Below are 24,586 nucleotides of genomic sequence, written 5' to 3' on the forward strand. Positions count from 1 at the left end.
ATGAATGGTCACCCCAACCATATGCTGTGTTCCAATTGGTAATGTCAGTACCCGTAATTCCACTTGATACATGTGCTGTAAACAATGGATCACTTTCGGCATATGATGTTAGGTATCCAGCCAATGAATGATCACCCCAGCTATAGGCAGTATTCCAGTTTGACAAGTTGCTTTCGGTTATTCCGGCAGAAACAGATGCACCGAATATGGGATCTGTTTCTGAGATCGATCCAGATACTCCGCTAGTCGTAGCGCTTGCCCAGTAAGCGTTTCCCAAAGCATTTGTAGTTAAAACATATCCTGGAACAGCTCCATTAGGTATGGTGAGTCCTGTTGTTTCAATATCCTTCACGTAAATCTTACCAGCTTCTGTAATTTGAAATATATCGCTCCCAATACCTTTTATAGCCAGTGCGCCATCACCGCTTTCCCAAAAGGTTTGTGTTTCTTCGGAAATCATTTCTTTGCTCTCTTGGAGTATATCGGCTTTTATTTCAGTTTCTAGCTCACTTATTTGAGTTCTGGAAAGTTTAAAAGCTAATGGGTCAAATTCTGACAAACTATTAACCGTGTTCTGAAGCTGTTCAATTTTTCTTACTTGTGTATACCAAATATAAAACATACAAGAGAAAAGAAGTAAAGAAAGTGTTACTATACCAAGTGCTTTCCCTGTGTTATGGGTTGTTCGATTATTTGCCGTTTCCAATTGGGTATAAATATAAAATTAGTTTTTCACACTTACAAATGGTATCATAAATGATAACTGATGCAAACCGTATATATTTACAGCCAAGTTTTTAACTTTGCCTGAACCTTTTTTATTGAGCTATCGTCTAATATTGAACAGCTAATAACTGTAAGCCCAAGGCCTTTAATTTTTTTTGACGTGGCTTTAAGTTTTTCTTTTGTAACTTCGTCGGTTTTGGTAAGGATAATAACCTCCGGTTTTTTATAAAGGTCTTTGCTTATGGCTTTAATCTCTGCCCGCATGGTTTTGTAAGCCTTTACAGGATCATCGTTTTCAAGGCTAATAACATGTGCAACATTTCTAACGTGTTCGGTATGCTTTAAAAACTTTGTACCAAGGCCTTTACCTTTATGAGTGTCCTCGATAAGTCCTGGCAAGTCCATAATTTTAATGCCATTCATTACACCGATTTGCGGGTCAAGTGTTGTAAATTCATATGGGGCAACTTTAACTTTGGCATTGGTGAGTGCATTTAAAAGACTCGACTTTCCGGCGTTTGGATATCCAATAAACATAATATCTGCCTTCATTTTAAAGATCATGTGGACGTTTATGGGTTCCGGAGTCGCTCTTGGTAAGTTTGTTTTTACTTCAGGGTGTTTTTTTCGGGATACGTTACCAAGTCCCCCCTTGCAACCATTACGTAATCTTACGATTTGGTTATGAGTATCAATTATGTAGGTGATCGGTTCTTTAAGCTCAACGGTAACCTCAGTGGTTAATGGCACAAGCAATATAAGATCCTTGCCTCGACTTCCATTTCGGTTGTTTCTTCTTCCGAATTCTCCGTTATCGGCTTTATATAAATGCCAGGGTTTAAAAAAATTAAGATCGTAAATATTTTCCGAACCTTTTACGAAAACACTGCCGCCTCTACCGCCATCTCCGCCATTGGCTCTTCTTAGAAATATATAGTTAGATCCGATCCCTCCCTTTCCAACCATTATTTTTATTGATATTTTGTCTTTTAACATAATATCTATTATAGCAGTATTTGATTGATAATGTGGTATAATAACAATATGAAACACAATTCTAGATCTTCGGGATCTTCAAATTTCCCTTATTGAATCTGCAAAGGTGTTGTAAATAACGTAAAAGGAGTGAACAATGAATATACTATTATTGCCCGCAGTTGAGAATTTTTCAAGAATCGAAAGTTCCCTGGGAAACAATCATACCTATACAAAAGGATACTTTAAGGACCTTGTGTTTAAGTTTAACAGCGAACCTAAAGTTCATTTAGCCGGTAAGGATATTAAAGAGTTTGATTTTGTGTGGCTGTCATCCTACTGGGAGACAAGAGATCTTGCGTATGCTATTAGTTTGTATCTAACTGCACATAATGTTAGGCATACAAAAGTTGAGGCTTCCGGGTCAAAAATTGTGGATCACATGATCTTTAATCTTGCAGGAATAAGCGTACCGGACACGTTTTTTTCGCTATTTTGGTCTAATCCCGTAGTTATACAAAGGGTTAAAGATTACTGTAGCTATCCTATTGTAATAAAAGATATTCGTGGTTGTAGAGGAAAATTTGCAAATAAAGTTGATTCCGAGATCGAGTTTGAAGAGGCAATAAAAGGATTACCTTTTTATAAAAAGTTTATGTACCAAACATATATTCCAAATGATTTTGACTGGGGTGTACTTGTTGCTAATGGAAAGATTGTTGCCGGCGAAAAGAGTTTCCCTAAAAAGGGTGAGTTTAGAAATAATGCTTGTAACGGTGCAACTGAGAGTTTTGTACCGGTTAGTGAAATTCCTTTAGAAATAAAAGAAATTGCAATTAAGTCGGTAGCTTCACTTTGTCTTTCTTGGGGTAGAGCCGACATTATTGTAAACAAAGACACAGGCAAACCATATCTTCTAGAGGTTAATCGATATCCCGGGATAACAAAAGGTTCCGATGAGGAATCTGCCGCAATCGGGTACATTAATTATTTATTGAAATAACACTAAGATTGTTTTTTGTTTTTGAAATTGCCTAGAATTTTCCCTGATGGTATATTGTATATACAGTTAAGTTTGTACAATACCTCATGAGTAAACTTAAGGAAGTATTCGATCGTATTTATGCCGGTACCAACGTACCTTTTTTGGAACCGGAAGTATATTCCGGTATTCTTGACAAAATAGACGGAAAAACAACTGAAATTGCAAGTAAACTAAATATCACAATTTCAGAAGAAGAGAGTTGGGATCTGGAACTTCTAAAGGGGCTTCTAAGAAAGGGAATGAATCCGGTGGCACTTGAACCTAATCTCATAAGTACTGCGCTTTTAGTGGAGGAAGGATTAAAATCGTTCCCGGGGAAAGAGCACTTTAAGATTTTGGAACTTGGCTTTGGTGCCGGATGGTCAACGATTGGACTTTGGAATCACTTAAAATCTACACTTGGTTCATCATTTACATTATATTCATGTGATAAATCTGTATATGCGGCAGGGACAACCGTACTAATGCTTGAATATTTTAAAATTCCTTACAAGTTTGCAGAAAGAAATGAGCTAGGAGAGGATGAGTTTAATGGAGTTGTTATAGTTGTCGACAACTTTGAAAATACAGTGCAAAGATTTAAAAACAACACCTTGCACGCAGCATATTCAAATCATGGTGTGGCATATTTGTCAATTACCGACTATGTAGGCTTACTTATAGCGCTATACGAAAAGGTCAAAAAGGGTGGATCGGTAATTTCTGATTCATTAAATCCTGATTTAATAATAAATTTGAATCAAAACAAAATTAAGATGCGGGTTCTTTTGGGAGGTAACGTTAGAAAGTTAAATAGAAATCCTGAACTTGTAGGTGTTACTATTATGAACGGTTATGTCACAGATGCGTATGATTACTCTGCTGCAAGATTTTTGGACTTTATGCATTACCTATTCTTTAGAAATCAAAGGATGTTTAAACTCTATATGGATGCAATAAGTAGTTCTGAAGAATCACAAAAGCTTTTAAGAGAGTGGGTGAAGGTTCCCTCCTCAGATTTTTATGTTTTGCTAAAATATAACTCCAAGCTGATTCCATTTAAAACAGTAGAAATTCCAAGCGTTTTTGCAAAGAAATATGTTAGGGAGCATCCTTACGTAGAAGCAGTATGGTTTAAAAAATAATTATGAGTCCGGAACAGATTCTTACTAAAATTCTGAATATGCGAATAGAGAACTTTCTTGTTTTGTTTTGGGGAGTGTTGTCTGTAGTTATTGCCATTTACGTTGGGATAAAGGGGAAGTCGCGCGTGTCAAGTCTTTTGTACGCATTTATTTCTACAATAACCGGACCACTGTGGTCAATAGCAATTGCATTTTTTAGGGAATCAACAGATATCCCAACCGCGCTGTTTTGGGATCAGATAATCTATCTGGTGTCAATACTTATTGCTCCACTTTTTTACACGTTCTCAACGTTTTTTCCGAGAGAAAAGAAGTTTCCTATTACAATGATGCTTGTTTCTGTTTTGGGTTTTTCCTATTTTCTTTATGAAATATATTTTGGAAAGAACTTTATAGCAGAGATAATTCTTAATGACAATGGAAACACAATAAGGATAGGATATGCATACGTTATTTGGTTCGTGTGGTTTGTACTCTTAATGGGACTGGGACAGTTAAGAATTTTAAAGGAGTTTTTTAGCCTAAAGGGAACGGAACGGGAACAGGTCAAATATCTGACTTGGGGTATACTTCTTCCCGCACTAGGAACTATTCCAACTAATGCCTTATTTCCGCTTTGGGGCGAGTACCGTTTCATATGGATAGGTCCTTATTTTATGATCGCAATGCATATTGTTGTAACATATGGAATTACTAGAGCAAGATTTAGAAATATCTCATCGGTAATAGGTGCAATTTTGAGATTTTTTTGTGGGTTTTTGTATTTGATCGGTGCGTTTACCATAATAAACTATTTGTATATTTATCTTTTTTCAAATGGATTTTCCGAGATTTTCATTCCTGTTGTGTTTGGGGTTGGGGTAATCTTGGGGGCACCTGCAATTTACCTTTTTAAGATAATTGATCAGTTAATTGATTCTTCACTTCAGGGCACCCAAAATCTTGATGAGTTAATGGATTTGCTCTTCCGCAAGATTCAAACGGAATTGAGTATTCTAAAGCTTACGAACCTAATAGCGTCATATCTTTCAGAAATTTTTAAAGCAACCGGCAGTGGAATAATGATAATTAATAATGAGACCAAAGAGGTTGAACATGAGGCATTTTCGGGGTTTGACGATCTGTCGACAGAAAAATTGATTCCGCTTGCATCTTTTTGGGATGAGATATACGAAAAAGGTGAACCAATAATTCTCTCCGAGCTTGAATATATTATAAAGCTTGGATTGTCGTTACCCAGAAGTAAAAGTGCCCAGAAAGTTATTGAAATTATTGACTTCATGTCTAAACACAATATTGAAGTGATTATTCCTCTTAGCGAGAAACTAAATCTTTCCGGTCTTATAATCCTTTCCAGGAAAAAGGGAGATGCTCCTTATTGGGTTGAGGATATAAAGAACCTTAAGTTGTTAACTGAACGTATATCACTTTCTGTTAGCAGGGCTCTTTTGTATGATCAGATAAACGATTTTAATCGGACACTTCAAACAAGAGTAACCAAAGCGACTCAGAAAGTTAAGGATAAGAATAAAATATTGCGGGAGAACCTTAGGAGAGAACGAGATCTTATAGACATAATGGGTCATGAACTTAGAACGCCGCTTACAATTATTCGGAACTGTTTTGATCTTGTACTTGTAAACATGCGGGCTAAAAATACTAAAGGTGTTCTTACCTGGGTAGAAAAGGGAATTGCTGGAACCAAACGAGGTATCGATATTTTAGAAAGTATGCTCACAACGACTAAAATCGATAAAAACAAAATCCAGGTTGTTATGGAAAAAGTATCATTATCTGAACTAGCTAAGTCGGTTGTAGATGGACTTACAAAAGAGGCATCCATTAAGGGGCTTGAGTTTAAATCACAAGTTGAAGACAGAATATTTGTTTATGCTGATACTGATAAAGTGCTTCAAATCATTAATAACCTAGTTAATAATGCAATAAAGTATACTGATGCCGGTTACATAAGGCTCTTGATCGAACGAAGGGGTGACAATGTTATTCTCGAGGTATCTGATACAGGAGTTGGTATTAGTAAGGAAGATATTAAAAACCTTGGGAAGAAATTTTTTAGATCTAATCCGTATATAGGTAAAGAGGAAGGAGTATCGGAAATTGTACGTCCCGGTGGTACGGGCCTTGGATTATATGTGGTTTTTAACTATGTGAAGTATTTGAATGGGGATATAAGTGTTAAAAGTGGACTTGGTAAAGGTACTACATTCACGGTGACTCTTCCTGTTTTTGAAGGACAAAAAACAAAATCTTCTAAGGGATTTTCAACGGACAAGTTTGAAAAGTTAAAGAAAGAGGTATAATAATACAAAATAAAATTATTGAATAATCTAAGAAAAATGAAAAACTATATAAGACCTGCGTTGTTTGCTGTACTTGCATTTGCCTTGGTGCTACCGATTTTTATTTCGCCTACCTATGCTGCAACTATTTACGGTGAAGGTAATTTTACCGGTGCCAGTGCAACCGGGGATGCCTCTACTTACTCAAAAGATAATACTCCCACATACACATTTACAGCTACAAACACTTCGGGAAGTGAACTTACCAATGTGAAATGTGTTTTTACTCCAGTGGATCTAAATGGAACAATAAAATATCCCGATTACATTGACTTTATTTCGGGAACAGCTACAGTTGGGGGATCAACTTATGCAATTTCCAAGGCCAGCGACCCGTCCGGCTGGTATGCTACTTCCGAAGAATTTTCCGTTCCTAATGGGACATCGGTTTTATGTAGTATTAAGATAAAAATATTAAATAACACACCGACTAACCCTGACATTGATCCACTCGGTTATGCAAAATTTCCTTTGGAATATGGAATTTATGGGTGGGGAAGCACTGTTTATGCGGATTCAAGTATAAAAGTAATCCAAGAGGCAGGTGTAGTGGAGGCACTAACCCTTAGTGTTACCGGTTCAGGTTTGTATAAAGACACCGATACAGCCACATTTAAATCTACAATAAAGAATATTTCATCGGTAATGGTAAATACTATTTGTGGTTTTGCTCCGGGGGAAATAACAGGAACAGGTTACGGGAATTTCTATGATTACATGGAATTTTCTTCTGCCAAGGCTACGGTTGGGACAACAAGTTACACAGTAAATAAAGTAGAAGATACATCAAAGCCGGGATTTTGGAAACTCGAGTCAGCTATTTTTCAGTTACCTGCGGGAGGGACTGCAATCTGTGAATTTAACGTAAAAATAAAAAAAGAAGCCCCACTAAAACTCGATACCGCAAAACTTGGTTACATGTCGATAAATATAGGTATGACTGCATCAAAGTCTGATGGGTCAAGTTATAAATCGGAAACTGTATATTTAAAGATAGAGAACGAGTCATTGGCTGCTGTTGCGAGTATTAAACTCCCATCGATATTTGGAGGAGATACAACGAATTTTTCCAATTTAACTGATGAATCGGCAAAAAAAATAGAAGATTTTACACTTGAAGTAGTCGGGAAAGGGAAGATTGTTTACAAGGAAACAGTAAATCTTTCTGGTGATGCAATAATCGTACGCATGGAGAAGCTTGATGAATACGTAATGATCAACTCGGGAAGCGTTGAAGTAAAAACAGACCGCTTTTCGGAGCTTAATAAACCGGCAACGGTTTATCTATATGGACTTAATCTAGTTAAGATTGAAGAGCTGCCCTTTACTATTTATAATGACGGTAAGGCTTCTTCCGGTGCAGTTTCGAATGTCAGATACGAAAATAAAGTTCTAAGTTTTGATGTAACGGGGTTTTCCAGATACTCTTTCGTTCCGGGGATTTCCTATGAATATGAAAGAGTAGACGGAAAATTAAAAGTTGATGGATTTGTGAACGATCTCGATGCAATAATTAAACTTATTGCCGGTGATAAAGAAGTTGTTCTAGAGGTTTCAGACGACGGTAGTTTTAAAGGTGAAATTGATGCTGATAGTGGTTCAGCAGTTAAGCTTTTAGCAACCGGGATAAGTGGTGATAAGATGGAAAAACTACTTGAAGGCGAAAGTGGATCAGGTAAATCTGCCGAAAATGAAAAGCTCTTTTTGGGGCTTGATAGTGTGAGTTGGATGTTGATAGGTGGCGGATTTTTAATCTTCATGGGTGGCTTTACCTTTATTGCATACAAAAAGGGTTGGCTTAAAAAGTGGATGGAGGCTGGTAAAAAATTTGGTGAGAAACTAAGGGTAAAATTTTCTAAAAAAGGTGCAAAACCCGTTTTGGAGATTGAAGTTTCTAAGGCGGATATAGCGTCGGATGAAAACTTAGGTACAAACAAGGTTACAACGAAGACCGGTGATGAGATTACTTTTAACGAGGTTAAGGATAATTAAGCGGCTGCCTATATAATTTAAAATTTTAGTTACATGGCAAAGGAGACCTGGATACAAAAGCGTGACAAAGAAACAAAATCGCAACGCAAAATGACCCCAAAGGGAATGATGTATATTTCAACCCCTACGGAAATTAACGAAATGATAAGAAAGATTCCTAAAGGCAAAGTTACAACGACTAAGCAAATGACCGACTTTTTGAGTAAGAAATACAAAACAGATTTTACTTGCCCATTAACTACAGGGATATTTGTTAGTATATGTGCAAATGCGGCACAAGAAGAAGAAGCTTCGGGTAAAAAAGATGTTGTGCCTTATTGGAGAGTAATTAAAGACAAGGGTAAACTATATGACAAATATCTTGGAAATACCGATACAAAACAGAAAAAGCTTTTGGAATCCGATGGGCAAAAAATTGTGCCACCCAAGCGTGGTAAAGGTGAAATAGTAGAAAATTGGGAGGATTCTTTGTTTGAGTTTTAAAAGGGCTGGTTTGAAATCCGACCTGTACAAAATCCTCCCGTACGAAACCGACAAAGGTTTATTCGGTAGTCACGCCGTCAAAATCAGCTTCGTTTGCCATGGCTTCCTCTTTTGTTGCCCTAACAATTCCGTCTTTATGATGAGCGGGTGAATAAATTGTGTAAAGCTTAAGCTCTTCTGTAGCTGAAGTATTAATTATATTGTGCTTTGCACCTTTGGGAACCACGATTGCACTGCCGTCTTTAACCTGATACTCGTTACCGTCAATTACAACTCTCCCGGTACCTGCCTCAAAACGGAAGAATTGATCGTTTTCCGGATGAATCTCTTCGCCGATGTCTTCCATTGGTTTAAGGCTCATAAGTACAAGCTGGCTAGCTTTTCCTGTGTAAAGTACCTTTCGGAAATTGGCGTTTTTGAGGGTTTCCTCTTCGATATTTATGTGAAAACCGTGCATTTTGGGGTAGTAAAAACTTATTTAACTAATTCTATTATACACGTTTTATCTGTTCCTATAAAAGACAAATTTATAATCTAGCGTATCGTTATTTGAAGCCAACTGCCAAGGGGCATCCCATTTTAAGTAATTTTCAAACTCTGTAATATTTAAATTTGATAACCTGGCAAGTACCCAATCAATGTGATTTAATTCCTGTATACTGACTAGGTTTGAAAAATTTGGATCTCTTGTGGGAAGATATTTTTTCTGAAGATAAGCAAATTGCTTACTTTCAATAATTTCGATCTCCTTTAGAGCTGCCATCTTTTTAATTAGTTTTTCAAAGTAGAGCGGTTTAGGTCCGACAGGTTTTTTTACGTAAGTTGCATCTATGATATGTTTTTTATATTTTTTGTAGTAATCAAAATCAATGAAATAAAGAATATAGAAGATAGTATTCTTATAGATATTGGGTTTTGCACCGATTTTTGTGAGAATATAAAGAAGAATTTCTTTATATTTTCTATAGTTGGGCTTGGGTCGAATGGTTTCGAAGGAAACGTCAATTATTCGATCGGCGGTATGCGGTTTATTTACAAGTTGGTCAATGGATATACCTAGGATTCTTGCAAGTTCTTCGGCTTTTGTGAGTGTGAGATCTCTTTCCCCTTTTTCTATTAGGACATAAGTTTGACGTGATATTCCAAGCTTTCGTGCAATATATGATTGCGTAAGATTTCTTTCTTCCCTTAGTTCGCGAAGATATTCTTTAGTCATTGGAGATGTGGATAGCTTAGTTATGAGTTTATCATACAGATGTACACAAAGCGTTACAGGTGATGTGTAAACAAAACAGTACACTTCTATGGCTTACTGTCACAATAGGTGAGTGGGTTCATCAAGGTACAGCGATATGTGGGATTTCTATTCTTCCGGAATTGAAGGAGGAAGATTAAGCACTTTTTCCGAAAAGGTCTCCGAAAGTGCAAAAATTAAAGCAAGTCCAAATTTTACCAACCAGAAAAAAATAAAAAACGCAGCAAGTGAATGAAATGGTGCTGCAAAAAAGAAAGCAAAGAGGTATCCGAACCAATTCGTAATAAGTTCTCCAATAGCGGGCCCCCAGTATTTAGATTTCCAACCTTTCCGGACCGCCATCATGACATATATTTCGATTACATGCCACAATCCTGCAAGCATCCAAATGTATGATGGAATCGATCTAATAAATGTAATAAGATTATTCCATTCGTATTCAAGATGTAACGTGTTATCATCAGAACAAACCAGCCTGCTTGTATTTCCTACCGTTTCGTAATGGCAGCTAGGATCTGTTACGTTTTTTAGAAAAAATGATACCAATATAAAAAAGACAATAGGAATAAATGTTAGCATAAATATGACAAGGATATTTGCTAACAGTAGACCAATTCCTTTTAATACTTTTGTGCCTGTCTTACCGAATCCAATTCCGAAAAAAGAAAAGTTTATATTTGTAGTAAACGTTGCCTCAGGTAACTTTTTAAGTTTAAAGATTCCAAATAAATGTTTTCCAAGAAATGCCGGAAAAGATAATAGGTAAATCGCCATTATTAATCCGACTAGGGCATTATCATCCTTCTTTAGCACAAAGTATAATGGAATTATGAATAGATATGGTATTAGAACGAGGTATGGTTTTATTGTTTTCACGTATTCCGATTTTTATGGATTTAAAATAATCACTATTTTAACGGAGAGGACCATGCCAGAGGCAGAACAGGTTCTCACCTTTTTTGTCCGTTGCTGGTTGACCCCACATTCGTTGGGATCATTCAGCAACGGAGAGGACAGGATTCGAACCTGCGGTTCCGACAAGCGGAACACTTGCTCTCCAAGCAAGCGCTTTCGACCACTCAGCCACCTCTCCTAGATGGTGTATTTTAACACAAGTCTCGGAAATTTCACCATATTTCAAGGGAGATTATATTTGATCTTTCTTTTATTTGGTAGCCCTATATACAAAATATGAAATTGCAACAATCACCGGAATCAACCACCAAAGAAACGTAAAATCAAATTCATTTGCGGTTTTATCTGAGGATTCAGTAGTATCAGTTGTATTATCTTGAGGAAGGGAGGGATCTCCTGTATCTTGGGTTTCTGCATCGTTATCTGTAGTTTCGGTTGGAGTCTCTTCTGGCTCTTTTTCTATCTCTGTTGTCGGAGTATATGTTAGATTTATTACAAATCTTAGATTAGCAATTCCCGATGGATTACCGGCTTCGTCACATGCAATTACGTTAAGCGTTCTTGTCGTAAAAACTCGTAAAGTTGTTTCATATAAATATCCGTAGGTGCAAGATGGATTTAGATTTCCAATAGTATATCTAATAACAGACGCTCCTTCTGCAGCCAGAGTTACAAATATGGCATTGGGATAGGTTCCGGGTACAGGTGTAGAAGTTGGAATAGAAGGGGCAACATTGTCTAGATAAACAGAAGATTTGTTTGTTGTATTGGAATAAACTTTATCAAGGTTGTCGGCGGAAATATCAAACCTGATTTGCCCTTCCCTATCGCTTGTACTTATAACAACGGTTGCGGTGTAGTGATTAGGGCTTGTTTGGATAATGACTGTTGTTCCAAGATTATATCCTCCGGCATAAAACGTAACGGTTGGATTTATCAAGGTAATGCTTGATGTAAAGCTTAGTGTAATTGTATCGTTGTTTTTTGCAAGGGTGGTAATTGCGTTAGAGCTTAGTATACTTATGCCCGAGAGCGTGGCTATATTGCTTGTGTTATAAATATTAAATGGCTCGGAATAAAATCCTGTACAAAGTGACGGGGTTCCGTTATCATAAATTGTGCCTTTGAGTATATATGAACCGTCCGATATGGTTTCTGTATCAAATATAGTACTAGTGCTAAGTGTATCCGTAATAATGTTTTGGTTGAATGACTGGTTAGCATTTAAAAGATCAATTGTGTAGGTAAGTGTGTCATTGTTCGCATCGGATGCAGGGTCCCAAGTAATATTAAGCATTCCCGAAAATGCCCCTGATACGGGATTTGTAAAAGAGGTTAAGTTTGGTGCTAAATTCGGAAGAGGTCCAAAATAAAAGTTTTTTTCAGTATAGTCTGAGCCACCGGAAATATAATTAACAGTTATTCCGGCATTTACTCCATCACGGTTGGTACTTCTGCGGGCAACATGGATGTGAGAATCTGGGCAGCCTGACTGCTCGGTAAGTGCCCAGCCAAACTGGTTGCCTGTGTACCAGCGGCCTGGGTGGTTGCAGAGCGATGCCGGCTGATATCTAAGTGTCCAGCCTCTCTGGACATTTGGCGACTTTGAGTAAAGTATAATCCAGAAATTGTTTGATACATTTAAGTTTTTTACTCCAATTGTTCCATCGGCATTTGTTTGCAAAGAGACAAGGTGATGTGATGAATTCACCGAATGGGTATGATGAAATGTAGCATCTTTGTTAAGTGTTCCAACAAGCTCAACCAGGCCCGAGCTTCGCCAATCTGTACTTAAAGTCGAAAGCGTAGCTGCATTGCCTACAAGATAAACTTCTAAATCCGAGGAATTGCCTGCATTAGGTATTGCATTAAACTCGATCCAGAAACTCATGTCGGAAACCATTTCAAACGGATTTTCATATCTGAAGACTGAGTAGGTTTCACGAAATACAGGTGTGCCTAAGGGTGCGTTGTACCAGGTAATATCTGAGGGAGCAAAGTAAACTTCAGGGTAAATTTGATCGGGATAAATATTGGGTGACTCCCAACGATCTTCTGTGCCGTTATAGGTTAGATTGTAGCCTATATGTTCTGGATTGCAGACTCCGTCAACATAATAGTTCCAGCACGACGTTGATACTGTGTTTCCGTTTATTCCATTTACGTCAATTGAAACCGAGGCAACGGTCTCATCTTCTTCGTAAATATTTGCAATATATACTTTATATGGCGAAAATCGGGAGATATCCAATGTTGGGTTAATGCTTGCATCGAGGGTAAGTGCATAAAGCGGGGACAGTCTAAAAACCAATAATCCTACAACAGATAATAGCACCACACCCAAAGCGACCCTTAAAACAGGCGGCTTTTTCATAAATTCAAAGGTTTAATAATATTCATTATAGAGTGCACATTAAATTTGTGCAAACGTTACCTTGTCGGTACTGTGCTATAATGAACTATCTATAAATAAATTTGTGTTCCTTTATATATGGAATCTTCTGCAAATGTTCCTGCTCCTAGCACGCCGGTCTCTAGTACGGTAACTCCTTCACCCGTTACCGCTTCGGTCAAGAAGTCATCGAGTTTGTTGCTTACCGTCCTTACAGTATTAGGGTTTGCTCTTGTTGTAGGTGCAGCTGTTTATATTTGGCAAGCCACAAATTTTAAGAAACAGATTGATTCTTTGGAAAAAAAGATTGACGACTTAGAAGAGGAACTAAAAAGTTCAGACAATAATGGTGATTTAAATACGGAGGATAGTGAAGACACAGAAGAGTCAACAATAACCTCGTATAACTCAGACTATGATTTATATACAAACAACAGGTACGGATTTTCCATGTTAATTCCCGTTGAGTTTTATCATGGTTATGGTGCCGATTGCGTTTGGGATAATGATTCTTTTAGGCCTGCGGGAGCTATTGTTCCAACTGCCGTATTTGAGCATGCAAATAGCATTTACATTACAAGCGAGTATTTTTACAACCTTACCGGTGAATCAGCAAATAATGGCTATCATACATATTCGGGTTGTGAGCTAATTACAAATTCATTTGCAATTATAAATTCAGGAGACTATTTTCAACAAAGTTACTGGGAAATTGTTGCAGAAGAGGTAAACAATGAAGCCGAGCTTACGACATTTATTCAGAATCGTTTTGGAGGTGGGTGTAGCCTTGGTACCCAGACTGAGTCCTCACAGAGCGGAGTGTATGATGTCTCCATATCCGGTGACTTTAATATTGAAGACTTAGATGATCCTAGTTCCTGTCCTGTAAATTATGCATATATAATAAAGTATTACCCGGCTCGAAATATTGTTGTGTCTTGGAATCTTGGACAGGCAATAACATTTGCCAGCAATGAAAACTGGACTGAGACTTTCGATCAAGAAATGGTAGATAGTTTTGAGTTTATTGAATAACTATTCTCATGGAAAAAGTAGTCCATTGCGGAATTATTTGTTCGGAATGTCCCGACTTTCCTTGTGTGTTGCTTATAAAACCTAAACACCAAAAATAGCGTTAGTATGAGTACAAATGCTTTTGTAACATTTTTAATGCTTAACGACAGTTACCTCCCGGGAAGTTTAGTACTTGGATATGCATTGCGCAAGCAAAATATTAAAGCCGATTTAGTTTGTCTTGTAACTCCGGTTATCACACAAGAAGCAAGAGCTGCTTTGTCTGTAATCTATGATCATGTAATTGAGGTCAATGAAATTTATGTTCCACATAAAGATAGACAGCGCAGACAAGATGTTCCGTATTTATGTACCAGATTTAATGCGTTACGACTTGGTGCAGATGGAGATCTTGGAGTTGCTTATGAAAAGATTGTAATTTTAGATTCGGACGTTTTGCCACTAAAAAATTACATGAGTCTTTCAAAATTAAATACACCTGCAGGAATTCTTAATGAGAAAAAAGGTCACTTTAAGGGAACTAATGACAATCGTGAAAATTTAACGGAATGGAGCTGGCATGAGGTTTATGGAGATATTTGTCCGCATGGGGCAAGAGTTCCGCAAGAAATTACGGACAGAGTAAAGTATGATCCATCCAACATGGGCATGAACGGATCTTTGTTTGTTGTAACCCCCTCATATGTAGAATTTAAAAATATCCTGAAAGATATAAACTCACCATTAATGGCAGAATATGTAGGAGACAAATTTGTATGGCCCGACATGCAGTATTTAACAATGAGATGGTCCGGAAGTTGGTATAGTGTTGATATTAAATACAGTGGATTAAATGGATATCCAAATCTTAACGCACTTAATGGAACACATTTTGCAGGAGTGAAACCTTGGTATTTTAAGCGAGACAAAAAAGCAGTAATAAGTTTCTCAAAATTCCCCGATTACCAACTTTGGTATAAAACTTATTTGGAAATGATTAAAGATTATCCTCAGCTACTAAACGTGAAACGATTAAATGCATTAGTTGAATATATCAACGGAATAGTAGTTAGTTTTTAGTGTCGGTAACCAACAATAAACAACTCACTATAACACAAAAAACTTGACAGATTCCTTAAACTATTAGATATTAAAGTAATATTTAATTTTTCTTTTACTTAAATGGCCCCAGCTAAGAAAGGAAAGGTCGCGACTAAGAAGAAAGCTGTTAAGAAAACAGTACGAAAGACAGTAAAAAAAACTGTACGAAAAGCCGTACGTAAACCTGTACGAAAGGCAGTACGCAAGCCCGTACGAAAAACAGCAAAACGGGTAGTTAAGAAAAAGACTACAACACGTAAGCCGGCAAAGAAGGCCGTGAAAAAAGTAGCAAAGAAAAAAGCTAAAAAATAGTAAACCTTCGTTGAAAAGCCGGTTATGGTAGTTTACCATAACCGGCTTTTGCTTATATAACTTACAACCTTTAGGGTCTTTCTTACTTGCCGAAATCAGTCAGTATACTGTATAGTGGGGTAGTTAAATTTATGCTAATTTAATGAAAATTAAAGACCCAAACCTTAAACTCGTAATTATTGCCTTTGTTGTTCTTCTGGTTCTACTTTTATCGTGTATTGGTTGTGGTGCTTTGAGTTACGGTTACTACAGACTCTCCGTTCGAGACTTTAATCAACTTGTTGATACAACCAAAGAGATTGATAATTATACCCTTTCATATGATTTCTACTTAAGAGGAAATTCCGAATATATGAAAGAAGATTTTTGGATTGATATTTCCGGTAGTCAGACTGTAGATGGCAAAATCTGGAGAGGGACATTAAACATCGATTCGCACGAATATGAATCAATGTCCGAGTTTGTCGATTTAGGTGATACTCTTATCGGTAAGATTGATTATGAGGATCCCAAACTTAATAAGTCTTGGAAAGAAATAACCGATCGCGGTTATGATCCGTATAATCTGAATTTCCAAAAGAATGAGAACATTGTTCTGGACGGTATTACTGCATACAATTCTGTCCTTAGTAGATTAGTTATAGCATCCGAGAAAGAAACTGTTCACAATCTTAACATCTTTGAAGGTAAGTATTACGTCACATTTGAGAACCCTGACCCGGTGATTTCATATTTCGTATCTAGTCTAATTGATGAAGCGTACCATTATGTATGTTTGGATTCCGTTGACGTCGATGTAGAAAACGTTTGGGCAACTGTTAAGGTTGAAAGCGGAGTAATTACCGAGATAAAGATTTATTTTACTGATGTTACAATTAAAGACTGTGGTGACAAATTTTACATAGAAGAAGGTGGCATTACATATACCCTAACAGATATTGATAAGACCAAAGTTGATATCCCATTTGGATTTGAGGAAGATTAACATGAAAAAGCTTGTTGTTTACAAATCATTTTTTGGTGCAACCAAAAGCTATGCCACATGGATTTCAGAAGCTATAAATGCATCACTGCTTGATTTCTGGAAAGCAAGTAGAAAAATCATTGCAGATAATGATCTTATTGTAATTTGTTCGGGCACTTACGTTGGATGGATGCCGCTTGTGCAATATCTAAAAGCCAACTGGGATATTCTTGGTGACAAAAAGGTTGTTATTGTTGCTGTTGGTGCCGTACCGGAATCTAGCCTTGATAGCAAAAGAACATACGAAAAAATTCCCGATGAGATTAGAAGATCGGTAAGATATTTTAAGCTTCAAAGCGTTCTTGGTCCTGCAAGGAATGCTATTGTAAAAAAGAAAAATATTAAAGAAGTTGTTGAATATATAAAAAAGCTAGATACAAAAAAGTCGGCAAATAGATCGCTTAAAAAGCCTACCAGGAAGCCAAGAAGCAAACATGGATATTCTAAAACCTGATCAAGAAGTTCCCGATGAGATTAACTTCGTATTCCCAAAAGGTTAAAGAGCATTCAGTAAAGTGCCTTGCTTGTAGTAATTGTTGTAATCTTCAGCTTTCTCAAAAAGGTGCTTGCGGTGCGTATCAAAATATTAATGGTAAGTTGTACTCACTTTTGTACGGACTTGTTTCCCAAAGAGTAATTGATAAAACTAAAAATGAGGTTGTAATTGCTTCGCTTGGCGATACAAATCCTTTGCTAAGACGATTTTCTAAAAAGATATCTTTCTGCCTTACAGATGCTTCGGTTAAAATTCCGGCACTTTTAGAGGTTTATCCTTTTGAGCTCTTGCGGATTTGTAAGTCCGAGGGTTTAAAGAGAATCATTTTTGATGGAAGTGATCCCGCATGTTGTATTGATTTTATTGTTGATATTGCAAAAGAGGCTAGGCGGAAGGATATTATGGTTGTTGTAAAAACGACCGATCAGTTAAGTGATATTGTAAGAAAGCGAGTCAATCATTTGAATAATCTTTCCTTGTAGATTTTACGATTTCAGCCCTTGTCTATGTTGTGCGCGGGTATTAACACTTTGGGTTGGTGGTGATATAATATCCTCCAGATAACTTAGAGACTATTAAGTAAATGCTAGAATCTCCGAGAAATAAATATATTTCAGGTGCGGATAATGTTAGTGTTGGTGTTACCGAACTTTGTTTAGGTATAGGAGGTATGGTTCTTGCAGAATCAATTCTTGCTGTAATTGGAACAGGATCACCTTTAGATATATTTGGATCAAGTGTTCCTGCAGTTTTGGGTGCCTGTTGCCTTGTAAGGCGGTTATTACTTGCTCGTCAATTATATGAGGATTCACTGAGATAATATTATTAAATAAGTAAATGGACTTCCGTGAATCAGAAGACTTTTGGAATGAAGTAGTAAACAGAGCATCAAAACTTTCCTTGTGTTTTTTTTCAACAGTTATTATTGGAGTTGCAGGCTTGGCAATATATGAAGCTTTCTGCATGTCTGATAAGTGCAATGAATTTGTCGGCTGGATAATGAGATTGATAAAGTAATAAAATGGATACTTTAGTGAAACATCTATGTCTCTAGACAAGGACTCCCCAAAAACCGGACCCACGGATGCCTCGGAGACTTGGTTTAGTAGATTAAAACTGCCAGATTTTAATGGATTTTTGTCACCAATTATAATGATTTGCTGTATAGCAGAGCTTACCGTTTTTCAAATACCATTTAGTGATCCAAAGGTTTATGTTCCCGTAGTATGTTCGATCTTTGCATTTTTTCTGGATCCCGGTGCATTGAGTTCGAGTAGTGCTAAAGAAGTAACCCAGATTGTTGATAATGAAGAAGGTGGAGAGTCCTAAACACCTTAAACAACTTTATTCAAGCGGCTAACAATTTACTAACTTTCAAACAGTTGCTATACTAAAAGGCATATAAATTGTATTTTGTATTATGGCAAAGTCAAAAAAAGTAAAACCTGCGGAAAATAGTGCCGCGGAAAACCCTTCAAAAGAATCAAAATCAACCAAAACCGAATCCGAAAAGGTAACTGTCTTGGGTGAAGATATTTCAACATTTCGTGGATTAAATCTTTTTGAAAATGTTGTAAACGCACTGTTTTTTATATTCTTGGGTTCAGTTCTTCTTCTAAATACAACAGGGTTTGTACCCTGGACGGTGTGGTTGTTTTTTATTAGATTCTGGCCAATATTTTTGATATTTGCAGGAATTCGAATAATTCTTGGAAAATCTTTAGTTGCCAGAATTATCATGTTGGTAGTGTCAATTTTGGTTTTTGGATTTATATTTCTTGCCGGAATTGTTGCTACCGCTCCTTCATTTCTGGAACGGTTTAATATTACGGTACCGGTTAACGTCCAAGAATTCATAGAAAGAGTTTGGACAAATAATTTAGAAGAAGCTGAATCAACATTTGTTGTTCCCAAAGATGAATCAGAACTGCTCGACAAACTAAAGCTTTCAATAGACGTCGGATATGGAGAATTTATTTTGTACGATAATTACGAAGGTGAAGACATATTTAAAGTGGAGTCACAATATTGTGAGGGAATTGGCGAACCTTATACAAAATATACAGTTACTGGAGGACTTTTAGATATTGATTTTAATGCTAAAAAGTATTCTAATAATGTTTTTAATTACTGCGATATTTTTTACGATATGGCAATAGAAGAAGAGGGTCTATTAGCAGATCTTGATATTACTGTAGGCGCAGGAAAGGGCAGTATAAATTTTACCAAACAATCCGTTAACAATATAAAAGCAGACGTAGGTGCGGGTGAGCTTATTGTAAAGATTTCAAAAGATTCGGAAATCGAGGGTTTAATTGACTTAAAAGTAGGTGCCGGTAAAGTTGAAGTTTTGTTAGATCCAGGGGTTTCTGTAAAAGTTAATTATAAGGTCGGGGTGGGAGATATTGAAATCTTCGGAAAATCATATGGAAACATTGGTTCCGACGGAACCTTTACGTCTGAGAATTACAATAGCGCCGGAAAGCAGATTGAAATAACTGTCGAAGTTGGAGTAGGAAGCTTCGAGCTTTCGCAAAATTAATTTTAATTATTGGTTTATGGAACATAAGGGTAAATCTATTTGGGGAATTATTCTGATTATTTTCGGAGTAAATCTCCTTATTGGTAACGTAATTAATGTTTGGCCACTTATAATAGTTGCAATAGGTGTATACATATTTGTCAGAGGAAATTTTGGATCGGGAATCTTTATGGTGGGTTTGGGCGGACTTTTATGGGCGTCAACAATTTGGGGATTTGAGTTATGGGCAAAGTTCTGGCCGCTTGTAATTATACTAATAGGTATAAGCTCCTTTTTTGGTGACAAGCGACATGGACTTAAAAGGAGTGTTGAAACAAATGGTGAAATTAGTGAAACCGTCGTATTAAGCGGAGTTGATCGAGTATATAAAACAAATGATTTTAAAGGCGGGGAAATTACTGCAGTTTTGGGTGGGGGTGAAATTGACCTTTCCGCAGTTACGATTTCGGAAGATACAACACTTGAGATAACCGTAGTTTTGGGTGGAATAAAAGTTATTTTACCCAAAGACTGTAAAACGGTAGTTAACGGAACCGCAGTTTTAGGTGGATGGGAAGACAAACGGACCAATCGGGATTCTTCCGGCAAAACACTTACTCTTACAGGTGTTGCTGTTTTAGGAGGAGTCGAAATAGTAAACAGTTAAAAGTTCAACTGTCAAAATAAGTCTTGCAGGTTCGAACATATTTAAGTTAAAACTTTACGGTGTGTGAAAAAATCAATTTTAAGAATCACCCTTGGGATATCTATTTTATTAATAGGTGCAATGCTTCTTGCAGAAAATTTGTTTCCTGGATTTTCGTTTTTTGATATGGCTATATTCTGGCCAATTTTTGTAATAATTCCTGGAATCTTTTTCTGGAGTGGATTTCTGTCGAATAGGAAGGATTGGGGATTAGTAATTCCCGGGACAATTCTTATAATTCTAGGCTTAGGATTCTTCGTGAATATGATAGTCTCACGTTATTTAGGATATGGACAAATTTGGAGTATCACATCATTTATGTATACAGGATCTGTTTCTGCTGCATTTTTTATAGCCTGGTACTTTGCAGATTCAAAGGACAAAGACGGACTTTTAATTCCCGCCTGTATTTTACTGGCCGTTTCCGGAAGTACATTTTTTAATACCGCTCTTGTCGGTGTTCGTAACTTTATAAATTCGGTAATGAAAATTTTACTGCCATTGAGTATTATTGGTGTCGGAATTTGGCTTTTAAGCGGCAGACGAAAACGCGAATAATACGATTCACTTGAAAATGATATTTTTTTCCATATATGTGATTACCAAGTCGGCCAAGATATTACCGCCGTGAACAGTAACATGAACACCGTCGGCACCTTTAACCAGCTGAGTAACCCCGTGATCGTCGGCAACGGCTGCCGCATATTCACCGTTAACAGCAAATCTGTCCCATGCATTTATATAAATTGCGTTATCATATTTTGCACACTCTTCCTTATATATCCTATTAAAAATCTGGAACTTTATATAAAAATCATTTGTGTCTCTTGGAATAGGGTGTCCCACCCAGTAAAGAAATTTCACGTCATCGGCAAAGTATTCTAGGAAAAGTGCAACTCTTTCTCTGTAAATATCTTCCCATCCATCCTCATAAAGTTGGTAATAAGTGCCATCAAAGGCTTGAATTGCCTGACCATCGTTTGCGCCAATCATAAAGATTAGAATGTCAGGGTGGTATGTTGTAATGTAATCGTTGGTAACTGTGTACCAATCGTAATAGTCAATTCTATTAAGTCCGGTCGAATATTGACCAAATCTAACAACCGAAACGTCGTAGTCAATTAATTTTGTCTCAAGCTGAGGACCAAATCCTTCTATTACCATGGAATCACCAAGAATAAGTGCAGAAAACGGTGTTGACAATGACTTTTGTGGCTCGACGGGTACAGTTGGATTATTTATTGGTTCTTCTATTGATGGGGTATTGCCGATTGGTTGATCCGGAATATCCGGTCGTTGAACATTTTGGGGTGAAACAGTTTTTGTGCCTTTTATTTTTCCCCAGACCTCTGCTTCCTCTGATTTTATATTATCTATTGTTGTACTTCCGAGTGAGAGTCCGGTTATCTTATTTATAAGGCTTAGTGTTTTGTCAATGTTAAAAATCAAGACTATTGCACATATAATTGCCCCTGCCCAGAGTATTTTTAGATCTTTTTTCTTTTGATCCATTTTAGAAGTTAAAGTAAATGAAAGGTGGCATTAAGTCGGGACCCAACCTTATTAAGGTATACGCTAATATCCCTGCAATCGCAACAGGTATCAACCCCCTTAAGTCAAAAAACTTTATAGAGGTCTTTCTAAGAAATGATCCGAATATATTTATTATGATCGTGAAGACAATTATAACTACGATTCTTATAAGATGTCCCTGGTCTGTGCTTATCTCAAATGTTGAGAAATCAAATAGATTTTTTACGTATGAAACTGCGATTCCAATGGTTTTGCTATTAAAAAATATCCAAGCAAATGTTACAAAAACATAGGTTATAAACCAACTTGGAATAAGTAGAAGCCATTTAAAAAGCTTAGACTTCAGGCTTTTGTTAAGAGTGATAACCCAGTCCGACAAGATGTTTCCTATTCCATGGAGAATTCCCCAGATCATAAATGTGATTCCTGCACCATGCCATAATCCGCTTATAAAAAATGTAATTAGGATGTTAATGTATTTCCTTAAAATTCCTTTTCTGTTACCGCCCAGCGGGATGTAAATATAGTCTTTCAAAAAGCTCGAAAGGCTAATATGCCAGCGTGCCCAAAACTCCTTGAGGTTCGTAGCACAATATGGGTAATAAAAGTTATCACCGATTTTAATCCCTATGAGTTTTGTAACCGCAATTGCAAAGTCGGAATATCCGCTAAAGTCGAGGTATATCATACTACTGTATGCGAATGCACCTATAATTAGCTCGATTCCGTTGTATGCTTGAGGTGTCGAAAAGATATCATCGATAAATTTCCACAGAAAACTAGCTAAAACATATTTTTTTAACATTCCGGCAAGTACAAGTGTAATAATTTCACCTCTTGAATACTCTGCATTTTCGGGAGTTCTTAATGATTCGTAAAATTCATGTGGACGTTGAATAGGTCCCGATACGACCTGTGGAAAAAATGATACATAGGTTGCATAGCTTACAAACGATGGTTGATATATAAGGTCTATTTTATATGAGTCTATTAAGTGTGCCAGTACTCTGAATGTATAAAACGAAATACCTACGGGGGCAAGTATCTCTATAACAGGGATCTTAACCCCCAAAAACAAAAGTGTATTTGTTGCAAATCCCGTGAATTTAAAAATAAAAAGTGCGGCGATGTTTAAAACAAGACCTAATATAAAAATAGACTTACGTAGCTTCCTTGTGGAATTGACAGCCTTTAGGATCAGGAAATTTATTATTATCGAAATTATAAGGATAATAAAGTTTCTTTGACCAAACTGAAAAATAAAGAAAAGGTTTACCGCTAAAAGAAACCATTTGTAAAGTTTGGGATATGACTTTAATGGTGTCGCAACTAAAAATACAATCGCAAAAAAGAGGAGAAATTTTACGGTAGGGAATGTCATTTATTTATTCCTCTATAATATCGACAAGTTCAACCTCAAAGATTAATGTTGCATTAGCGGGAATTGTTGGAGGGCTGCCTGCTTCACCATAGGCCTTTTCGGGTGGGATGGTTAGAGTCTTTTTTTCGCCAACGGTCATTCCAACGATTCCTTCGTCCCAACCTTTGATAACTTTACCTGCACCTAGTTCAAAGGTGTAAGGAGTGCCTGTATCGTATGAGCTTTCGAATTGTGTTCCGTCTTCTAATTTTCCAATATAGTGAACCGAGATGGTATCACCTGTCTCCGCAACATTTTTTTGTTTTTCCGGAAGGGAAAGCAAAATTAGTGCAATACCAATAATTACGGTGAGGATAAGCAGTAGTGTTCCTGTTTTTGCCATTGATATAAGGTTTATTTTATGCAAAGTTATTATATATTTGAGTTTGTTTTTTCACAAGCTGCTTGGTTTAGTCGCTTGATTGTTAAAGTTTTTTTAACTAAAGTTGGCTATTACTCTAAGGCCCCTGGGGGCACAGGGAACCTTTAATAAGTTTATGGGACTATTGTGCTTGAACAAGCAGCGTTCATCAGTTATCATTGAAGGACATAAATAAATTTAAATTTTACTAAATGGGCATTCAGATAGATGGCGTTGGAATGGAAATAACCCAAGCAATAAGCGATTATATTGAAAAGAAGTTTTCAAAATTTGATCGTTTTGTCGACTTTATTACCGAGGTTCGAGTTCGTTGTAAAGAGCTTAAAGCGTCTCGTGGTGTAAAAGAAGATTTTAAAGTTGAAGTCACCGTTGCTGTGCCTGGTACTATAATAAGAGTTGAAAAATCAGGCAGTGATATTTATCTTTTAGTTGATGAGATCGAGCGAGTTGTAATTCGAAAACTTAACCGATACAAAGAACTTTCCGAAGACTTCAAAAAAGGCTCCTTGCCCGAAAAGTTCTATGAGAATATACATACCCCGGATGATGCTTTCTATACCAGCTACATTCCCAAAGTTATTCGAAGAAAAAAGATTGCCAGTCCAGTTCCTATGAGTGAGGCAGAAGCAATTGAGCGCATGGAACTTGCTGATCTTACTTTTTTTATGTTTAAAAACAGATCAAACAATGAATGGGCTGTAGTGTATAAGCGTGACGATGGGACTTACGGAATTGTAGAACCATAAACCTATTTATTGTATCTCTTTGCGACAGATGGTATAATATTAGTATATAAGTTTTAGGTCTAAT

At 36.8% G+C, this 24,586-nt stretch carries 27 protein-coding genes and 1 tRNA gene; 18 read left to right on the top strand and 10 right to left on the bottom strand.

All coding sequences use genetic code 11. From position 1 onward, the window contains the following. Positions 1-622, bottom strand: a 622-nt coding sequence (locus tag JW962_00755) for a hypothetical protein (GenBank protein ID MBN1373851.1), incomplete at its 3' end; no start/stop codon positions are given. Between the two features lie 161 nt (positions 623-783). After that, positions 784-1,722, bottom strand: coding sequence for a 50S ribosome-binding GTPase (locus tag JW962_00760; protein MBN1373852.1), 939 nt, complete (start codon positions 1,720-1,722; stop codon positions 784-786). Positions 1,723-1,858: 136 nt separating this feature from the next. On the opposite strand from JW962_00760, the gene JW962_00765 reads away from it, so the two are divergent. The 5 genes from JW962_00765 (at position 1,859) to JW962_00785 (ending at position 8,705) form a co-directional block, all read left to right on the top strand. Next, positions 1,859-2,704 carry a hypothetical protein gene (locus JW962_00765; protein MBN1373853.1) on the top strand — a complete coding sequence of 282 codons (846 nt, stop codon included), beginning with the start codon at positions 1,859-1,861 and terminating at the stop codon, positions 2,702-2,704. Positions 2,705-2,790: 86 nt separating this feature from the next. Continuing rightward, the gene (locus JW962_00770; GenBank protein MBN1373854.1) at positions 2,791-3,870 is read left to right on the top strand and encodes a class I SAM-dependent methyltransferase; all 1,080 of its coding nucleotides are present in this window, start codon (positions 2,791-2,793) and stop codon (positions 3,868-3,870) included. A 2-nt stretch (positions 3,871-3,872) separates the two neighbouring features. Continuing rightward, positions 3,873-6,191 (top strand): hypothetical protein, encoded by a 2,319-nt coding sequence (locus JW962_00775; protein MBN1373855.1) that lies wholly within the window; start codon positions 3,873-3,875, stop codon positions 6,189-6,191. Between the two features lie 36 nt (positions 6,192-6,227). Continuing rightward, entirely contained in the window at positions 6,228-8,222 is a 1,995-nt protein-coding gene (locus JW962_00780) for a hypothetical protein (protein ID MBN1373856.1), read from the top strand. A 33-nt stretch (positions 8,223-8,255) separates the two neighbouring features. Then, entirely contained in the window at positions 8,256-8,705 is a 450-nt protein-coding gene (locus JW962_00785; protein ID MBN1373857.1) for an MGMT family protein, read from the top strand. A 58-nt stretch (positions 8,706-8,763) separates the two neighbouring features. On the opposite strand, the gene JW962_00790 is transcribed toward JW962_00785, so the two are convergent. The 5 genes from JW962_00790 to JW962_00810 all read right to left on the bottom strand — a co-directional run bounded on the left by JW962_00790 (position 8,764) and on the right by JW962_00810 (position 13,249). Further along, entirely contained in the window at positions 8,764-9,162 is a 399-nt protein-coding gene (locus tag JW962_00790; protein ID MBN1373858.1) for a cupin domain-containing protein, read from the bottom strand. 45 nt (positions 9,163-9,207) lie between these two features. Further along, entirely contained in the window at positions 9,208-9,921 is a 714-nt protein-coding gene (locus JW962_00795) for a helix-turn-helix domain-containing protein (protein ID MBN1373859.1), read from the bottom strand. Between the two features lie 147 nt (positions 9,922-10,068). Beyond that, positions 10,069-10,773, bottom strand: coding sequence for a hypothetical protein (locus JW962_00800; protein MBN1373860.1), 705 nt, complete (start codon positions 10,771-10,773; stop codon positions 10,069-10,071). A 192-nt stretch (positions 10,774-10,965) separates the two neighbouring features. Continuing rightward, positions 10,966-11,053: transfer RNA gene (locus JW962_00805), tRNA-Ser, on the bottom strand. A gap of 72 nt (positions 11,054-11,125) precedes the next feature. Continuing rightward, entirely contained in the window at positions 11,126-13,249 is a 2,124-nt protein-coding gene (locus JW962_00810; GenBank protein MBN1373861.1) for a chitobiase/beta-hexosaminidase C-terminal domain-containing protein, read from the bottom strand. A gap of 117 nt (positions 13,250-13,366) precedes the next feature. Between JW962_00810 and JW962_00815 the strand changes: the two genes are divergently transcribed. From JW962_00815 to JW962_00870, 12 genes are all read left to right on the top strand, one after another. Continuing rightward, positions 13,367-14,302 carry a hypothetical protein gene (locus JW962_00815; GenBank protein ID MBN1373862.1) on the top strand — a complete coding sequence of 312 codons (936 nt, stop codon included), beginning with the start codon at positions 13,367-13,369 and terminating at the stop codon, positions 14,300-14,302. A gap of 105 nt (positions 14,303-14,407) precedes the next feature. Next, positions 14,408-15,361, top strand: coding sequence for a hypothetical protein (locus JW962_00820; protein MBN1373863.1), 954 nt, complete (start codon positions 14,408-14,410; stop codon positions 15,359-15,361). Positions 15,362-15,463: 102 nt separating this feature from the next. Continuing rightward, on the top strand, positions 15,464-15,694 hold the full coding sequence (locus JW962_00825) for a hypothetical protein (protein MBN1373864.1): 231 nt from the start codon (positions 15,464-15,466) through the stop codon (positions 15,692-15,694). Positions 15,695-15,836: 142 nt separating this feature from the next. Beyond that, positions 15,837-16,679, top strand: coding sequence for a hypothetical protein (locus tag JW962_00830; GenBank protein ID MBN1373865.1), 843 nt, complete (start codon positions 15,837-15,839; stop codon positions 16,677-16,679). A gap of 1 nt (position 16,680) precedes the next feature. Continuing rightward, positions 16,681-17,172 carry a hypothetical protein gene (locus JW962_00835; GenBank protein MBN1373866.1) on the top strand — a complete coding sequence of 164 codons (492 nt, stop codon included), beginning with the start codon at positions 16,681-16,683 and terminating at the stop codon, positions 17,170-17,172. A gap of 14 nt (positions 17,173-17,186) precedes the next feature. Beyond that, a complete protein-coding gene (locus JW962_00840) occupies positions 17,187-17,696 on the top strand; it encodes a hypothetical protein (protein ID MBN1373867.1) in 510 nt (169 codons plus the stop codon). 101 nt (positions 17,697-17,797) lie between these two features. Continuing rightward, positions 17,798-18,034, top strand: a complete 237-nt coding sequence (locus JW962_00845; GenBank protein MBN1373868.1) for a hypothetical protein — start codon at positions 17,798-17,800, stop codon at positions 18,032-18,034. A gap of 17 nt (positions 18,035-18,051) precedes the next feature. Then, on the top strand, positions 18,052-18,231 hold the full coding sequence (locus tag JW962_00850) for a hypothetical protein (protein ID MBN1373869.1): 180 nt from the start codon (positions 18,052-18,054) through the stop codon (positions 18,229-18,231). A 27-nt stretch (positions 18,232-18,258) separates the two neighbouring features. Continuing rightward, positions 18,259-18,543 carry a hypothetical protein gene (locus tag JW962_00855; GenBank protein MBN1373870.1) on the top strand — a complete coding sequence of 95 codons (285 nt, stop codon included), beginning with the start codon at positions 18,259-18,261 and terminating at the stop codon, positions 18,541-18,543. Positions 18,544-18,634: 91 nt separating this feature from the next. Next, complete coding sequence (locus JW962_00860; GenBank protein MBN1373871.1) at positions 18,635-19,756, top strand: hypothetical protein; 1,122 nt, start codon at positions 18,635-18,637, stop codon at positions 19,754-19,756. A gap of 16 nt (positions 19,757-19,772) precedes the next feature. Beyond that, on the top strand, positions 19,773-20,402 hold the full coding sequence (locus tag JW962_00865; GenBank protein MBN1373872.1) for a hypothetical protein: 630 nt from the start codon (positions 19,773-19,775) through the stop codon (positions 20,400-20,402). A gap of 63 nt (positions 20,403-20,465) precedes the next feature. After that, positions 20,466-20,999 carry a hypothetical protein gene (locus JW962_00870; protein MBN1373873.1) on the top strand — a complete coding sequence of 178 codons (534 nt, stop codon included), beginning with the start codon at positions 20,466-20,468 and terminating at the stop codon, positions 20,997-20,999. A 6-nt stretch (positions 21,000-21,005) separates the two neighbouring features. On the opposite strand, the gene JW962_00875 is transcribed toward JW962_00870, so the two are convergent. The 3 genes from JW962_00875 to JW962_00885 are packed head-to-tail and all read right to left on the bottom strand — an operon-like array spanning position 21,006 to position 23,737. Continuing rightward, entirely contained in the window at positions 21,006-21,953 is a 948-nt protein-coding gene (locus tag JW962_00875; GenBank protein MBN1373874.1) for a DUF459 domain-containing protein, read from the bottom strand. Position 21,954: 1 nt separating this feature from the next. Next, positions 21,955-23,355 carry an MBOAT family protein gene (locus JW962_00880; protein MBN1373875.1) on the bottom strand — a complete coding sequence of 467 codons (1,401 nt, stop codon included), beginning with the start codon at positions 23,353-23,355 and terminating at the stop codon, positions 21,955-21,957. Positions 23,356-23,359: 4 nt separating this feature from the next. Next, positions 23,360-23,737, bottom strand: a complete 378-nt coding sequence (locus JW962_00885) for an FKBP-type peptidyl-prolyl cis-trans isomerase (protein MBN1373876.1) — start codon at positions 23,735-23,737, stop codon at positions 23,360-23,362. A gap of 230 nt (positions 23,738-23,967) precedes the next feature. Between JW962_00885 and raiA the strand changes: the two genes are divergently transcribed. Continuing rightward, the gene (raiA, locus tag JW962_00890) at positions 23,968-24,522 is read left to right on the top strand and encodes a ribosome-associated translation inhibitor RaiA (protein MBN1373877.1); all 555 of its coding nucleotides are present in this window, start codon (positions 23,968-23,970) and stop codon (positions 24,520-24,522) included. Positions 24,523-24,586: the final 64 nt, after the last annotated feature.

Source organism: Candidatus Dojkabacteria bacterium, assembly GCA_016927995.1.
Taxonomy (GTDB): Bacteria; Patescibacteriota; Dojkabacteria; order JAFGLO01; family JAFGLO01; genus JAFGLO01.

Bases quoted from the DNA above. Each gene is read 5' to 3' on its own strand.
- JW962_00760 (MBN1373852.1), bottom strand. From the start codon at position 1,722: ATGTTAAAAGACAAAATATCAATAAAAATAATGGTTGGAAAGGGAGGG.
- JW962_00765 (MBN1373853.1), top strand. From the start codon at position 1,859: ATGAATATACTATTATTGCCCGCAGTTGAGAATTTTTCAAGAATCGAA.
- JW962_00770 (MBN1373854.1), top strand. From the start codon at position 2,791: ATGAGTAAACTTAAGGAAGTATTCGATCGTATTTATGCCGGTACCAAC.
- JW962_00775 (MBN1373855.1), top strand. From the start codon at position 3,873: ATGAGTCCGGAACAGATTCTTACTAAAATTCTGAATATGCGAATAGAG.
- JW962_00780 (MBN1373856.1), top strand. From the start codon at position 6,228: ATGAAAAACTATATAAGACCTGCGTTGTTTGCTGTACTTGCATTTGCC.
- JW962_00785 (MBN1373857.1), top strand. From the start codon at position 8,256: ATGGCAAAGGAGACCTGGATACAAAAGCGTGACAAAGAAACAAAATCG.
- JW962_00790 (MBN1373858.1), bottom strand. From the start codon at position 9,162: ATGCACGGTTTTCACATAAATATCGAAGAGGAAACCCTCAAAAACGCC.
- JW962_00795 (MBN1373859.1), bottom strand. From the start codon at position 9,921: ATGACTAAAGAATATCTTCGCGAACTAAGGGAAGAAAGAAATCTTACG.
- JW962_00810 (MBN1373861.1), bottom strand. From the start codon at position 13,249: ATGAAAAAGCCGCCTGTTTTAAGGGTCGCTTTGGGTGTGGTGCTATTA.
- JW962_00815 (MBN1373862.1), top strand. From the start codon at position 13,367: ATGGAATCTTCTGCAAATGTTCCTGCTCCTAGCACGCCGGTCTCTAGT.
- JW962_00820 (MBN1373863.1), top strand. From the start codon at position 14,408: ATGAGTACAAATGCTTTTGTAACATTTTTAATGCTTAACGACAGTTAC.
- JW962_00825 (MBN1373864.1), top strand. From the start codon at position 15,464: ATGGCCCCAGCTAAGAAAGGAAAGGTCGCGACTAAGAAGAAAGCTGTT.
- JW962_00830 (MBN1373865.1), top strand. From the start codon at position 15,837: ATGAAAATTAAAGACCCAAACCTTAAACTCGTAATTATTGCCTTTGTT.
- JW962_00835 (MBN1373866.1), top strand. From the start codon at position 16,681: ATGAAAAAGCTTGTTGTTTACAAATCATTTTTTGGTGCAACCAAAAGC.
- JW962_00840 (MBN1373867.1), top strand. From the start codon at position 17,187: ATGAGATTAACTTCGTATTCCCAAAAGGTTAAAGAGCATTCAGTAAAG.
- JW962_00845 (MBN1373868.1), top strand. From the start codon at position 17,798: ATGCTAGAATCTCCGAGAAATAAATATATTTCAGGTGCGGATAATGTT.
- JW962_00850 (MBN1373869.1), top strand. From the start codon at position 18,052: ATGGACTTCCGTGAATCAGAAGACTTTTGGAATGAAGTAGTAAACAGA.
- JW962_00855 (MBN1373870.1), top strand. From the start codon at position 18,259: ATGTCTCTAGACAAGGACTCCCCAAAAACCGGACCCACGGATGCCTCG.
- JW962_00860 (MBN1373871.1), top strand. From the start codon at position 18,635: ATGGCAAAGTCAAAAAAAGTAAAACCTGCGGAAAATAGTGCCGCGGAA.
- JW962_00865 (MBN1373872.1), top strand. From the start codon at position 19,773: ATGGAACATAAGGGTAAATCTATTTGGGGAATTATTCTGATTATTTTC.
- JW962_00875 (MBN1373874.1), bottom strand. From the start codon at position 21,953: ATGGATCAAAAGAAAAAAGATCTAAAAATACTCTGGGCAGGGGCAATT.
- JW962_00880 (MBN1373875.1), bottom strand. From the start codon at position 23,355: ATGACATTCCCTACCGTAAAATTTCTCCTCTTTTTTGCGATTGTATTT.
- JW962_00885 (MBN1373876.1), bottom strand. From the start codon at position 23,737: ATGGCAAAAACAGGAACACTACTGCTTATCCTCACCGTAATTATTGGT.
- raiA (MBN1373877.1), top strand. From the start codon at position 23,968: ATGGGCATTCAGATAGATGGCGTTGGAATGGAAATAACCCAAGCAATA.